This window comes from Cylindrospermopsis raciborskii Cr2010, assembly GCF_003367075.2.
Taxonomy (GTDB): domain Bacteria; phylum Cyanobacteriota; class Cyanobacteriia; order Cyanobacteriales; family Nostocaceae; genus Raphidiopsis; species Raphidiopsis raciborskii.
On sequence record NZ_CP065936.1, the window covers coordinates 1,409,827 to 1,424,844 of the forward strand.

Annotated in this window: 12 protein-coding genes; 3 read left to right on the forward strand and 9 right to left on the reverse strand. The window is 39.6% G+C overall.

Going from position 1 to position 15,018, the window contains the following annotated elements; translation table 11 throughout:
• The first annotated feature begins 107 nt into the window (after window positions 1–107).
• Window positions 108–785, forward strand: coding sequence for a cob(I)yrinic acid a,c-diamide adenosyltransferase (gene cobO, locus C6N34_RS06495; protein ID WP_115539379.1), 678 nt, complete (start codon window positions 108–110; stop codon window positions 783–785).
• 144 nt (window positions 786–929) lie between these two features.
• On the opposite strand, the gene dacB is transcribed toward cobO, so the two are convergent.
• Window positions 930–2,444: a D-alanyl-D-alanine carboxypeptidase/D-alanyl-D-alanine endopeptidase gene (gene dacB / locus C6N34_RS06500; protein ID WP_115539378.1), complete on the reverse strand. Its 1,515-nt coding sequence runs from the start codon at window positions 2,442–2,444 to the stop codon at window positions 930–932.
• A 73-nt stretch (window positions 2,445–2,517) separates the two neighbouring features.
• Entirely contained in the window at window positions 2,518–4,032 is a 1,515-nt protein-coding gene (locus C6N34_RS06505) for an AAA-like domain-containing protein (protein ID WP_236107447.1), read from the reverse strand.
• 153 nt (window positions 4,033–4,185) lie between these two features.
• Between C6N34_RS06505 and C6N34_RS06510 the strand changes: the two genes are divergently transcribed.
• Window positions 4,186–5,025 carry an alpha/beta fold hydrolase gene (locus tag C6N34_RS06510; protein ID WP_115539376.1) on the forward strand — a complete coding sequence of 280 codons (840 nt, stop codon included), beginning with the start codon at window positions 4,186–4,188 and terminating at the stop codon, window positions 5,023–5,025.
• A gap of 51 nt (window positions 5,026–5,076) precedes the next feature.
• Entirely contained in the window at window positions 5,077–6,237 is a 1,161-nt protein-coding gene (locus C6N34_RS06515; protein WP_115539375.1) for a zinc ribbon domain-containing protein, read from the forward strand.
• A 348-nt stretch (window positions 6,238–6,585) separates the two neighbouring features.
• On the opposite strand, the gene C6N34_RS06520 is transcribed toward C6N34_RS06515, so the two are convergent.
• The 7 genes from C6N34_RS06520 to carB all read right to left on the reverse strand — a co-directional run bounded on the left by C6N34_RS06520 (window position 6,586) and on the right by carB (window position 15,018).
• Entirely contained in the window at window positions 6,586–7,458 is an 873-nt protein-coding gene (locus C6N34_RS06520; protein WP_115539374.1) for a DUF6671 family protein, read from the reverse strand.
• Between the two features lie 53 nt (window positions 7,459–7,511).
• On the reverse strand, window positions 7,512–8,123 hold the full coding sequence (hemJ, locus tag C6N34_RS06525) for a protoporphyrinogen oxidase HemJ (RefSeq protein ID WP_006276739.1): 612 nt from the start codon (window positions 8,121–8,123) through the stop codon (window positions 7,512–7,514).
• 66 nt (window positions 8,124–8,189) lie between these two features.
• Complete coding sequence (locus tag C6N34_RS06530) at window positions 8,190–9,053, reverse strand: alpha/beta fold hydrolase (protein WP_115539372.1); 864 nt, start codon at window positions 9,051–9,053, stop codon at window positions 8,190–8,192.
• Window positions 9,054–9,075: 22 nt separating this feature from the next.
• A complete protein-coding gene (gene mutT, locus C6N34_RS06535; protein ID WP_006276737.1) occupies window positions 9,076–9,495 on the reverse strand; it encodes an 8-oxo-dGTP diphosphatase MutT in 420 nt (139 codons plus the stop codon).
• A 121-nt stretch (window positions 9,496–9,616) separates the two neighbouring features.
• Window positions 9,617–9,964: a DUF760 domain-containing protein gene (locus C6N34_RS06540; protein ID WP_006276736.1), complete on the reverse strand. Its 348-nt coding sequence runs from the start codon at window positions 9,962–9,964 to the stop codon at window positions 9,617–9,619.
• A gap of 229 nt (window positions 9,965–10,193) precedes the next feature.
• Window positions 10,194–11,150: an RNA polymerase sigma factor, RpoD/SigA family gene (locus C6N34_RS06545; protein ID WP_040008653.1), complete on the reverse strand. Its 957-nt coding sequence runs from the start codon at window positions 11,148–11,150 to the stop codon at window positions 10,194–10,196.
• A gap of 616 nt (window positions 11,151–11,766) precedes the next feature.
• Window positions 11,767–15,018, reverse strand: coding sequence for a carbamoyl-phosphate synthase large subunit (gene carB / locus C6N34_RS06550; RefSeq protein ID WP_236107456.1), 3,252 nt, complete (start codon window positions 15,016–15,018; stop codon window positions 11,767–11,769).

Genomic DNA, 15,018 nt, shown 5'->3' on the forward strand with positions numbered 1-15,018 from the left:
TTTTTCACTTTCCCATAGTCAGTATTCCGATTCTAATGATATGAGAGATAATATGAGATATTTGGAGGCTTAATTTTTTCCAGTTCTCATGGGATGAAGATACACGGATGAGTAGAAACACATCGGATCAGTTGGGCGAGGATCAAGAAATTGGTGGGTTGATTGATGAGGTCATGTCATCATCCTTGAGCGATGAGCAGTACCGTCAGAAAATGCAGCGTCGTAAACAGATACAAGATCAACGTATAGCGGATGCCATTCCTCAAAAGGGGTTAATTATAGTTAATACTGGTCATGGCAAGGGGAAAACCACTGCTGCTTTGGGTATGATAGTAAGAGCACTGGGACATGGATATAAAGTGGCAATTGTGCAATTTATTAAAGGTGCTTGGGAACCATCAGAAAAGCGGGTTTTTAGCTCCTGGTCCGATCAACTGGAATTTCATGCCATGGGTGAGGGTTTTACCTGGGAAACCCAAGACCGGGACAGGGACTTAGATAAGGCTAATGTTGCTTGGGAGAAGTCTTTAGAGTTTATTCGCCATCCTGAGTTTCACTTGGTTTTGTTAGACGAAATTAATATTGCCCTAAAACTTGGTTATTTAAAGGTGGATCAAGTTTTAGCAGGTTTAGCTCAAAAACCCCCTGATAAGCACGTCATTTTAACTGGTCGGGGCGCTCCACCAGCTTTAATTGAAAAAGCGGATTTAGTTACGGAAATGACTCTGATCAAACACCCATTTAAGGATCAAGGAGTTAAAGCTCAACCAGGAATTGAGTATTAGTGGTGACAGAAATTCTAAATTTAGACCGTCTCGTAGGTTGGGTTGAGGAACGAAACCCAACAAATTATGATGATAATTAATTTTCCAGATCGCCCAACCTGCATTCCTGCATTATTTATAATTGCTGGTTTGGCGGTGTGTCAACTAGCATTTGTGCAATTTTGCCAGTAAAATGATGATTTCATCCATTGCTTTCCTGACTGCTGATGGGTGTTGTGATTGATTAACTATCATGCTAAACACTAAATCATCATAATTGGGAACATTAATATATCCAGATAGAGAAATTACACCAGTCATGGAACCTGTTTTTCCTTGAACTATTCCCCAAGCAGGAGTTTTTAAAAACCGATTTTTTAGGGTACCATTCATACCACCGGTAGCTAGGGATGCACGAAACAGATTGCCATCAGGTGATTTTGCCATCACCTGTAATATTTTTACCAATGCTTCTGGACTAATTAGGTTCTTGCGAGATAGTCCAGAACCATCCACAATCATATAAGTATTAGGTTCTATTCCCCATTCACTCAGGGTAGTTTTTAGTATTTTTAAGCCTTGGTTTACAGTGGTTTCATTTTTGTTAGTTGATTCACTATTACCTAAATGTCTGAGTAAAGATTCGGCGTAGAGATTATTACTATTCCTATTCACTTCTTTGAGTAAATCTGGCAAGGTAAGGGATTCAACGACAGCTATTTCTGGCTTTTGTTCAGCTATTTTATAGTGTTGGTATTCAAAAATAGGTTGAATTTCCTTAACGTTTATCCCTACTTTTTCCCAGGTCAAACGCAAGTTTTTTAAGAAGTTATCTATGGGGTCAATAACTGATAACCCTATGGTTTGAGAAGGGGAATTAATAGGCAGTTTGCCATCAATCTTTAATACTTGACCTTTTAGATCTCTGGTGACTTGGAAAAATCTCGACTCATTTTCAGCAACAGTGATAGAATTATTTTCTATTCCACTATATAATTCCATATCGTTAGACCAAGTAATGTTTAATTTTTCTCCTATCTTGTTGGGAGATAAAGTCAAAATTCCAGTATTTTCATTGACCATTAAACTATTGACTGGGGCACCATAATCAGCTTGTATATCTTCCCATTGCCAACTGGCATCAATGTATTCTCCTTGAAAGTAACTATCATCCACAATTAGCTTGTTAATTGACCGAATTCCCCGTTGCTGCAATTTCTGAGCTAGGGCGGTTAATTGGGCATTATTAAAACTGGGATCTCCTCTACCAACTAAATAAAAATTACCTTCATCTCCTTGATGAATTGAGGTACGAATGCGAAAGTCTTTGCCCAGTTTTTGCCATGCTGCTGCTGCAGTTAATATTTTGGTGGTAGATGCAGGAATAAAATACTTTTGGGCATCCCGACTGTAAAGAATTTGGTCAGATGATAGGTTTTTAATCAAAATTCCCCACCTCATTCTTTCAAATGTAGGAGAATTGATTATCTTCTCTATGGAAGATGGTATTTGAGATGCGCAAGTGTGCTTTAATTCTTCTTCAGTATCTAATCTGGGTGTTTGCCCTACTACAATCGGCTGTTTAATAATAGTGTTAATACTGATAATTACAATTATTAGTATTATATAAGCAGTAATATGTCTACCAGTATGCTTAAACTTTTTTTGCTTTTTCTTCATTATAATCAATTAACAATTAATTAAACAGATGATGTTGAGTTTAATTCCTAAACCTAACCTACTTTCTTTGCTGCTACACGAAGAAAGCAGTGAGGTGTTTCCCCTGGTGATCAATCTCCCGTATATCGTAGGTTTTGTTACTGTTGAAGTTAAAAATGAGTATATATCCCTCATTTAGTCCGTAGGATTCCAGGTAGCTGCAAAGCTGCTCAATCCCATCCTGAAGACGCTTTTCACCGTACCAAATTTTCAGTTCAATCACGTAGCGCTGGTTTCTGTAGGTGACAACCAGATCCATCCTACGGTTTTCCGCGACCACATTTTCCTTGAACATGTATCCATTACCGTTGATAATCGGACGGAAGAAAGACATGAGTAACATACGCCCGTTCTTCTCCAGGAAATCGTTGTCCCAAGAGGAATGATGCTCCCGCATAAACCACTGGAACCTTTCCAAAATCAAGCTGACCTGGAGCTTACCGTCGCTTATAAAGCTGCTATCTCGGTATCTATCAAGATGTTCATGGGCGGTTTCCCGTTTAGAAATAAAATAGCTGATAATTCTGAACTCGTAGATTTTGTTGGCGATGTCGCATCTACCTACTGAATTGTTCTTGATAATACCATAGGTCGCCCCCAGATCAATCAAGGGATTACCCCGGTCAAAGACTAAATCCTCCCCATCAATAGCTATTGCCCGAATTAACTGGGAAAAGTCGGGATTATTTTCAAGATTCTTGTACACATCATTAAAATTAGTGGTGGAGTAGGATACATCCACTAAATGCCTATAAGCATCCTCAATATCATTAACTGACCAAGGTCGCTGGTTCTGGTGCATCTCGTCAACCACCTGGCACATCTTGCTAACGAGGAAGGGATTGCCACTGGTATAATAAAACAGAAGGCGAGCCAAAACAGGGCAGTCCATTTTAAATCCATGATCATTTGCGTATTCCGCGAGCATTGGCTCAATTTCCTCCTGGCTGAAGGTGAAGTCAATATCCACGTCCACAGCAATGTTCCAGGGGCTATTCAGTTTACGTTCTTCATCCCGATCGAGCTTCAACTTTAAGGTCTTCACATCGTGGACTCCGATCAGGACCACCGAGTGGAAGGTAGCATCCCTACCTTGTGCTGTTGCTAGGTATTTATCCCGCAACATGGCTAGGAAACTGATGAATACCTGATTATTGCTGGCTTTGTCAATTTCGTCTAGGAGCAGGACAATTTTTAGTCTGGATTCCCTAACCCAGTCACTGACAAATCTTGAAAGCTGTTTGAAGCTGTTGATTTGCCCGGACTTAACTTCAAGCCATTCAGCGAGTTCTGGATTGTTGAAGAACAAACCTTTGGCTAAAACTGCGGGGACTACCGATGCCATCTGCTCTTCGCTTTGGAATGGTAGGTCGCCAATACCCTCGAAACTGGTACTGATCACCAGATATTCTTCCACCCCCTGAAAACTTTTTTCCAGGAGATGCTGCATGGTGGTTTTTCCGTATTGCCTCGGAAAGTTAATGGCAAAATATTTACCACTTTCGATTAGATGGCGACATCTATTGAATTTAGTGGTTACGTCGCACATGTAGTGCTTTTTAGGTAAGCAAATACCTACTGTGTTGAACTCTTTCATCCTCCAACTTATTAGAGGTGTTAAAATATGATAGTCATTCTACCACTTTTCTTGACCAATGGCTAATTTTCTGCTAGATCATCGAGTACTATTCCTCTACTTAATATGAGTCACACCCGCAAAACACTGTCAATACCTAATATGGAAATTTCCTATTTGGAATGGAGTCAGGGTCATGAACCTTTACTACTACTCCACGGGATGGCTGATAATGCCCTGGTTTGGTTAAGTTTGGGCGATTATTTGTCCCCAAATTACCATGTTATAGCTCCCGATATGCGTGGTCATGGTAACAGCAGTAAACCGGAAACAGATTATTCCTTTACAAGTGCGATCGCTGATTTGGAAGCCTTAATGAATAGTCTTGGTTGGTTGAGTGCTAATGTAGTTAGTCACTCTTGGACAGGTAAACTAGCAGCTATTTGGGCTAGGCAAAATCCAGGGAGGTTAAAAACTATGACTTTAGTAGACCCGATTTTTATTTGGAAGATGCCTAGGGTACTTAAATTAATCTTTCCTTTGTTGTATAACGTATTACCATCTTTACAAACTATGGGTCCATTTAGCAGTTATGAAGCAGCTGAGGAGAAAATCAAAAAACTGGTTCACTTTCGAGAATGGAATGATTTGCAACAACAAGTTTTTCAAGGGGGAATAGAGCAAAAACCGGATGGCACGTGGGGTAGTAAATTTACCGTGGCCGCTCGTGACGGAATTTTTGATGCAGTATTAGAAGTAGCTGGTTTTATTCACCCCGTGGAAATACCCACCCTGTTTGTTCAACCTGAAAAAGGAGTGAATCGCCAAGATTGGCAAATCAAACCTTATAAAGACAACCTTAAAAACCTCACCTGGAAAAAGATCCCAGGAACCCATTGGCCGTTTCTAAGTAACCCAGAAGAATTTAATCTTACTATAGCTGAATTCTTAGCACAATCAATATAGCTTGATTTAGTCTCATTCTATTTTAACTTATATTTAACTTGTATTTAAACTATGAGTCTTTGCATAAACCCTGTTTGTCCCCAACCAAAGCATCCAGATAACGATAGAAACTACTTTTGTCAAAGTTGTGGTTCCCCATTGGAATTATTAGGAACTTATCGGGTAGTACGTTTATTAAGTGATCACACTGGATTCAGTAAAGTTTATGAGGTCTATCAACAAGACATACTAAAAATACTTAAAGTGCTGAAACAACAAGTATCTAATGATGACGAAGCCAAAAAAGTATTTGAACAAGAAATGAGTGATCTAGGCCAATTGGAACAAAATGATATGGCACCAGAGTATTTTACCCATCAAACCAGCACAGGGATGACCCTTCACTGTATGGTTGTGGAAAAAAATGTGATGGGCGGTTTAAATACACAAATAGTCACAGAAACAAACACCAAACAAAACCTGGGTCAAAATTCAGAAAAGCCATTGGCAAAACTACCACTAGTAGCATTACTTTGGGCATTACTTTGTTCATTGTTTTTGCTGTGGTTAGTAGCATTTACCAATAGGGATAATAGATTTGTGGTTTTTCCCTCCGACTATGGACAATTACCGATTAAAAAGGGGGAAGTAGACTACTTTGCATACGAAGAGGGTCAAGACAGTCAAGGTAGAGTAGCAGAATTCAATATAGCAGTTTTATCAGTAGAATATAAATGGCAGTTGGGTAGTACCTATCAGATTAAGTATAATAATGAAACAATTAATCTTGAATCCTTAAAATCCAGATTACAAGAGGAAGGGATACAAACAATCATGGAAGATCCCAGTGAGATTATTTCCGTAGGGACAGCTTCCTGTGAAGGTGATATAAAATCGGAACAGAGTCGTGCTTTGGAAAGATCCAAGCAAATTCAGTTATTGGTGAAAAAACTCTTTAGTGATAGCTTGAGTGTTAAAGCCTATAGACTATTGAATCTTGGACAATTTCAAAGAAAAGATTGTCAGAGTGATCAAGATTTAACTGCATATCAAAGGAGCATTATTATTATTGGGGTAAAGAAACAAGATGAGGGAGTTATTTTAGATGAGGCCTTGAGAGACAGACTAGAGAAAAAACCTTTTGCAGATTTTAAATTAGAGGATTATTCTTTGGGAGGGGTGGATATCTTTAAAACTATCTCTAGTAATTTGCAGTTGGGAGACGGTTTTTAAAAACTGTAGATGGCAAATTATACCAATAGAGAATTTGTAGACAAAATTTATCTATCTAAAGAGAGACTGGTTTTGTATCCAATCAAGACTATATATTAAATAGCCCGATTACCCTACCGGACTTTAGCTCCAAACCTCCTCTTGCAATTTTAATTTGTTTCATAATTACATAATTAAAAGTTTCAAGAGGGGGCTTTATTCTGATTTTCTGGGCATTGCTATAGAGACTAAGTAGGGAGGCACAATTATTTGTAGGATGGGTCGAGTAACGAGACCCATGGGGGTGTTGGGTTTCATACTTCAACCCAACCTACGTTCATCTTATATTTAATTCCATCCACCTACTGATTAGGGATTACAATATGGACATAATCCAGGATCGGCAAAAAATTTACCATCGGGATATAACTTCTCTTCTATAAAATTACACTTTTGACATTGGTAAATTACTCCCATAGTTAATGAGGTAGGTTGACCACAACTTTCACATGGTAAACCTTGAGTTCTGTCGGTAATACTAAATCCAGGTGTACCACATTGAGGACAACAACTGTAAATTTTTTCCACCAAATCCTGAGTAGCTTTTGCAATGTTGTTCATGCGGGTGGGATTATAAAGCGCTCGCATATCAGTCTCTATATGTAAATTACCATGGGGAGAATTATTTAAGGCAAAATTTACAGATTCATATAGCTGTTCTTGAGTGGTGATACCTTTAATAATTTCAGTATCTTGCCCATTGGAAGATTCAAACCAAACCACTAAACCATGGTCAGGAAAACCAACTTTAGCAGCAAATTTTTGTGCTGCTTCAAAACTATTGATCACCAAATGATTAAAATTAGTCTCTGTGGAAAACACCTCTCCCACAATTTGTAAGTCATTTTGTTGATCTAAAAGTAATACAATTTCTCTATTGGCATAAATATAAGGAAAATTAGGATGAGGCACAAAACTACCCTCACTTCCTATACCTATAGTTTCCCCAGTCATTTCCATTGCTTTTTTGGCTTTTAATTTAGCTGTGACTATTTGGGTATCTGGACGTTTTATATCTCTGGTAAACGTACCAAATTGATCGGTATTAAAGTTTGGGGGAACGACAACTTCTAGCCCCAGTTGCTTTTTTAATAATGGAGCAATGACATTTTCTTTATGGTGCATGGTTGCCAAAACGGCTACCCGATTGATAAATAAACTATTTAATAATTCTTGGGACATATTACTTTAGATGATTTCATTACTCCCCATTTCCCCCCTTTTTCTACCTCAGTCTAATTTTGGACTTGGGGAATCTGATCAGTTGGATTGTTTTGATTAACTTGATTCATTTGCACTAGTAACTTTTCTTTATTTCGTCTGCGAATTTTGGCATATATCTGAATACTAGCAGCCATCAAAATCACTAATCCAAAAATTACCCAAGCAGTAATATCAGTGGGGAGATTATTTTTGAAAATAGCCAACATGACAATAATAACTAGTAGCAAAGTTGGTGCTTCATTTAAAGCTCTTAGTTGCTGTCCACTCCATTTGCACTCATTTGCAGCCAACTGTTTCATCAATCTACCACAGTAATGATGATAAACTAATAAAATACCTACAAACCCCAACTTGAAATGCAACCAGGTTTCGTGAAATAGATCAAGATTGGTATAAAGAATGCCACCCGCCATAGCTAAGGTGACGATCATTCCGGGGATGGTGATGATATGATAAAGACGTTTTTCCATGATTTCATACTGATTTTTCAGTATGGTCTTAGCCGGTTCAGGTTCTTGATTGGCCTCAGCGTGGTAGATAAACAACCGTACTAGATAAAATAAACCAGCAAACCAGACTACAAACCCAACAATATGAAATGCTTTAAACCAATAATAAGCCATAAGTTCTCAATCACTCCGATTCAAGTTACAGACAATTGTAGATGATTGTATAATTAGTCTACCTGATCAGGATTTTTGTGACTGGGTATTGGTCAAGCGCACAAAGGCTAATAAATCCTGTAAAATCACCTCGTGGTAATGCTCTTGAGGATAATGACCCACATTGTTAAGTTTTATGATTTCAACATCGGGTACAGATTGAGCAAAACTCTCCGCCAGTTCTACAGACAACCAAGGATCAATAGCTCCCCACTGCACTAAAATCGGTTTTTGCCATTTCTGAAATCCCATTTCGATTTCTTTGGTTACTGCATCCAGTTGTAAGTTTCTAATGGTTGATAACAAGCTCCTTCCCGAAGCGGAGGTTTTTAAAAACGGTTTTCTATAAATGTCCAAATCTTTGTCTTCGATGCGATAACAGCTACCGCTTTCTAAGGTTCTATCCACTAATAAGGGGTCTTGAGTTATTATTTCCCCTGCTATGGGTAAACCCATTTGTCCGATTTTCCATGGAAGTTTGGCACTAGTGCCAATGGGGGTATTTAAAATAACAATGTTGGCAATTTTCTCAGGATGACGTAAAGCATATTGAAGTCCCACCGAACCCAAAAACCCCTGCACCACTAAGGAGAATTTTGGTAAATCAATGGCTTGAACAAAGTCTTCTAGGGCGTGAATAAATGCTTCCGGTGTGTAAGCAAAATCCTGCTTTTCAGGTTTACCTGAAAAACCATAACCAATCCAATCGGGAGCAATTGCTTTTGTCCCTTGTGCTGCTAATGCTGGTATAATATTTCTCCAGCTGTAACTTTGGGAAACTATACCATGTAGCAATAATACGGGTAATAGATTGCTCTTGCCCATGGGTTCAGCTTGTCTATAAAACCATTCTAGTGAGTTTACTGTTATTTTATGTTCTGTTATTGACATTTAATTTGAGAATTGGCGAATATTATCTGTTTAAAGCTGCAATAATCTGTCCGTTTGCAGCAGGAAATTCAAACTGCTCTAAATCATCTAAATTGACCCAACGGAATTCAGCACACTCTAAGGTCTGGGGAGTACCATCCAGGTAGTCACAATGATAGACCCTCAAGGTGACCTGCAGGTGGGAATAGGTATGGTCAATGGTTATCAAATGTTCTCTCACGGCAATTTTAATGCCTAATTCTTCCCTAATCTCCCGCACTATACAATCTTGGATGGTTTCCCCTTCCTCCATTTTCCCACCAGGAAACTCCCATAGATTGGCCATGGACCCTGTGGGTAACCGACGGTCAATTAAAATTTGTTTTTCCTGATTCCAAATCACCCCAACCCCAATAATTTTATGGGGAAGAATGGTGTTCTGTTGAGGGTTAGGAGTTGTCATATTTAAAAACTAAAATCTAAAATATAGTAGTTTTTTATTTTGGTTTAAGTGGGTGGGTGGAATTAAATATAAGATGAACGTAGGTTGGGTTGAAGTATGAAACCCAACGCCCACAGGTGTATTATTCCTTGTTGTCGCTTTTACTTGTTTCAGTTTTATCCAGGGACAGATCAAAGTTCATCCTCTGCTCCGCATTACGTAAAAAATAACCACTGATCATTGCTGAAGCAAGCAATCTACCCAAGTTTTCCTTACTGGTGGTAATGGCAATTCCAAAGTGTTCTGAGGGTAAATTACCCAGTAGTCCCACAATGTTGCGCTCCATCACCTGAAATACTTCTGAGGATGTAGGTTTAGACAGTTGATTTACTGCTTCAGGACTCAAAGACTTAACGTATTGCCATAAGAGGTTACTGTTCTCAACTTCACCATGAAAAAACTCGGATACTTCCCTAGGTTGGTTACTCACTGCTGCTCTCCTTTGCTACAACTACGTAATCTGATAATTGATACCTAAATAATTAGCCAGTTAACGGTTTTGTATCTGAAATGATAAAAAATTTAGGCTTACGACCTGACACTTAATATAACAGGTTATTCTGAATCTGGAAATTAGGTTTAACCGTACAAAAATTAGATCAGTTGTCCGAACAGGGTTGGTAAATGGCGAAGTCCCATATCCAATCCCTGTCTTCCACTTAACTAACAAGATATTCACTCATGCTAGTTTTACATCTACGCAGTCTTGTTAAGGCTTCTCTTTCAATTTGTCGCACCCTTTCTCGACTAATATTCAACACCTCTCCAATTCTGGCCAAGGTCATAGACTGACCGTCTACCAAACCAAAACGCAGTTTAATTACCTCCCTTTGCTGGGGAGTAAGATGGGTCATCATCCGATCTAATTCGGAAGATAGGGAAGATTGAATCACATAATCTTCCGGTGACGCACCCGGGTCTTCTAGCATTTCTCCCAGTTCAGTGTCGTAATTATCCCCTAAACGTAAGTCCAGGGATAAGGGTAGGCGAGCTTTTTCTAAACAGTCCCTCACTTGTTTAGGTGTTATTTCCAGCTCTTGAGCAAGTTCAGCTATACTGGGTGACCTTCCCAAGGTTTGTGATAAATACCTTTGGGCTTTTTTGATTTTGTTGAGTTTTTCAGTAATGTGTATGGGCAGTCTAATAGTCCTGGCTTTTTCTGCAATAGCACGAGTAATTGCCTGACGTATCCACCAATAAGCATAGGTGGAAAACCTATAGCCTTTACTGGGGTCAAACTTCTCCACGCCCCGCTGCATCCCTATACTACCCTCCTGAATTAAATCAAGTAGGTCTACATTACGCTTAATATATTTTTTGGCTACAGATACTACCAGACGTAAATTGGCTTCTACCATCTTACGTTTAGCAATTTCCCCCTGACCCAGCAACCGATTTAATTCTTGTGGATCTAACTGCGCTGCTTTTGCCCACTCTTCTAAACTTGGCTGACGGTTTAACTCTTGAGCTAGATTATCTTTTGTCTCATACAATGCTGTGGATTTTTGCACCTGTTTACCATAATAAATCTCCTGTTCATGGGTTAAAAGTGGTACTTTGCCAATCTCCCGCAGGTAAGTCCGCACTATGTCCGTGGGTGTTTGAGCGGTTTTCATGGCGTTACTGTTTAATGATGCTAGGTTTGCTGGTAGTGTCATTAGCTAATGCCTTACTATTTTACAACTCGGGTAAACTGGGAAACCATCTCAAGTTTTGTAACTTATACACCCGATCAGGTCGGTTGTTGATATCAACTCGATAGAGGCTTTTTAACTGTTAGAGTTTATGGTGATTTATTGGTACTGAAAAGTACATATAAACTACATACAATGTTTTAAGTAATCCGTCAAATATTTTTACTTGATGTGATTATTACGAATTGTAACTTTTATGAGAAAAGTTGACTACCGGGAAACCCGAACTTTTTTGGTTTTATAGAGTACGGTTAATTTACCCAAAAGAGGACAAAGGCGAACTAGAACGCTTTCTCAATAATCATTTTTAGCTATTAACTCCCCTCCTGAGCGTTCCAGTTGGATTTACATTATAAATCGCCACATAATTGTTAATATCTCTCAATAATAACCATATTAATTTACCCATATTGATAAACGGTTACCAATATGGGTCATTTCTAAATCCCAGTTATGCCCACCTCCACCTATAGGGGGGTGAGCCCCTGCAATTACGCCATTAACTCTCCTTGATGTGGAGACTTGGGAAGATAGGTTTTTAAAAAGAGTACTCCTGAATGGTTTTGACATCCAAGCTTATATTCTGTAAAGAGCGAATAGCAGCTACGGTTGCTTTTGCACCCGCTATGGTGGTAATTATAGGTATCTTATACCCTAATGCTGTACGTCTAATCAATTGTCCATCAGTACGGGCTTCTTGTCCTGAAGGTGTGTTAATGATTAACTGAATTTGTCGGTTTTTAATGGCATCCAGCACATGGGGACGACCTTCATGCAGTTTAAGAATGGTCTCAATTTGTAGACCCTGTTCCCTTAGAAATTCACTGGTTCCCTGAGTAGCAATCACCTTAAAGCCTAGCTGAATAAATTCTTTGATCACTTCCACTACTAAGCTCTTGTCTCGATCGCTCATAGATACAAACACAGTACCTTGGAGTGGTAATTTTTCCCCTGCACCCATTTCTGCTTTAGCAAATGCTCGCCCAAAATCAACGTCAATACCCATTACCTCACCGGTTGAACGCATTTCCGGTCCTAATAGGGTATCTGTACCAGGGAATTTATTAAAGGGTAAAACAGCTTCCTTAACTGCTATATGTTGGGGAATAACTTCTTGGGTAAAGTTTAATTCTTCGAGTGTTTTACCAGACATAATTAGGGATGCCAATCTAGCCAAGGGAACTCCTGTAGCTTTAGAGACAAATGGCACCGTACGAGAGGCACGGGGATTGGCTTCTAAAATGTAAACCTGGGGAGAATAGCTACTAGCACCCACAACGGCAAACTGAATGTTCATTAAGCCGACTACTGATAAGGCTTTTGCCAGTTCTACAGTCCAAGTTCTAATTTGGTTCAAAACCGCAGGGGAAAGAGAAATGGAAGGGAGGGAACATGCCGAGTCTCCTGAGTGAATACCCGCCTGTTCAATGTGCTCCATAATGCCCCCAATCACTACTCTCCCTTGATGATCGGCGATCGCATCTACATCAACTTCAATGGCATTTTCCAGGAACTTATCAATGAGGATAGGATGTTCTGGCTCTACTTGAACTGCAAAGCTCATATATCTTTCTAATTCTGAGTCAGAGTAAACTATTTCCATAGCTCTTCCTCCCAGAACGTAACTAGGACGAACTACCACTGGATAGCCAATGCGCTTGGCTACAATTAATGCATCTTCATAACTTCTGGCTATACCATTAGCTGGTTGGGCGATTTTTAGTTTTTCCAAAATCTTTTCAAATCGCTCGCGATTTTCCGCCATATCAATAGAATCGGGAGATGTTCCCCAAATACGGGTAACTGTGGATGGGGATTTCTCCAAGTATTCTTGTAGGGGGACTGCTAACTTGAGAGGAGTTTGTCCACCGAACTGAACAATAATACCCACTGGATTTTCCGCTTCAATAATGTTGAGAACATCCTCCTTGGTCAGAGGTTCAAAATATAGGCGATCGCTGGTATCATAATCTGTAGAAACCGTTTCTGGATTAGAATTAACCATAATGGTTTCATAGTTGGCGTATTTTAAGGCGTATGCTGCATGACAACAACAATAATCAAATTCTATTCCCTGACCGATGCGGTTAGGTCCACCACCTAAGATCATTACCTTAGGCTTATCAGTGGGTAGAATTTCAGTTTCCTCCTCATAGGTGGAATAATAATAGGGTGTAAAAGCCTCAAACTCCGCTGCACAGGTATCCACAGTCTTATAAACTGGAATTACACCCAATTGTTTACGATATGCTCTAACCTCATCCTCCTTAGTTTTGGTGCAGAAAGCAATTTGGCGATCGCTAAAACCATTGCGTTTAACCTCATACATCTGCACCTTTGTCAGTTGTTGTAGAGGTGTGCGTTTCAAGAACTTCTCAGTTTCCAGAATTTGGTGCAATTTATCCAAAAACCAGGGGTCAATAGCAGTCAATTCATAAATTTCCTCATTGCTCAGACCCAACTGCATAGCGTGACGTAGGGCAAAAATCCTTTCAGGATTGGGGGTACGTAATTGAGCGCGAACCTGTTCTCCACTGGGTAGCTTTTCCGCTTTATCTGCTCCCCATCCAGCACGACCAGTTTCCAAAGAGCGTAAAGCCTTTTGGAAAGACTCATTAAAAGTTCTGCCAATAGCCATTGCTTCACCCACAGACTTCATTTGAGTGGTTAATACCGGATCTGATCCAGGGAACTTCTCAAAAGCGAACCGGGGAATCTTAGTCACCACATAGTCAATAGTAGGTTCAAAAGAAGCGGGGGTTTTTTTGGTAATATCATTTTTAATCTCATCCAAAGTATAACCCACAGCCAATTTAGCGGCCATTTTAGCAATAGGAAATCCAGTAGCTTTAGAAGCTAAAGCGGAACTACGGGATACACGGGGGTTCATTTCAATCACCACCACATCCCCATTTACCGGATTGACAGCAAATTGAATATTAGAACCCCCCGTTTCTACCCCTATTTCCCGGATAATCTTAATTGCCATATCCCGCAATCGTTGGTATTCCTTATCCGTTAGGGTTTGAGCTGGAGCTACAGTAATAGAATCCCCAGTATGTATCCCCATAGGATCTAAATTCTCAATAGAACAGATAATTACCACATTATCTGCTAGGTCTCGCATTACTTCCAACTCATATTCTTTCCAACCCAGTAAAGACTGGTCAATTAAAATTTGTGACACAGGACTAGCATCAATACCCACCTGGGCCATCAATTCAAATTCTTCCTTATTGTAGGCAATACCCCCACCAGTACCCCCCATGGTAAAAGCTGGACGAATAATTAAGGGGTAAGATCCTATTCTCTGTGCGATCGCCTTTGATTCTTCCAAACTGGATGCTGTACCACTGGGACAAACATTCACGCCAATTTTCTCCATGGCGTCATTAAACAATTTTCGGTCCTCAGCTTTTTCAATTGCTGGTAATTTGGCACCAATCAGTTCAACATTATACTCTTCTAAAACGCCATTCTTAGCCAAAGCTACGGCAATGTTTAAAGCAGTTTGTCCACCCATGGTAGGGAGCAGAGCATCAGGACGTTCTTTAGCTATAACCTTAGCTACCATTTCCGGTGTTAAAGGTTCAATATAGGTGCGGTCTGCTGTTTCTGGATCGGTCATAATAGTAGCAGGGTTAGAATTAACTAGTACTACTTCAAAACCCTCTTCCCGTAAAGCTTTACATGCTTGAGTACCTGAGTAATCAAACTCACAAGCCTGACCAATCACGATTGGACCAGAACCTAACAGAAGTATTTTGTGGATATCTTGACGACGGGGCAT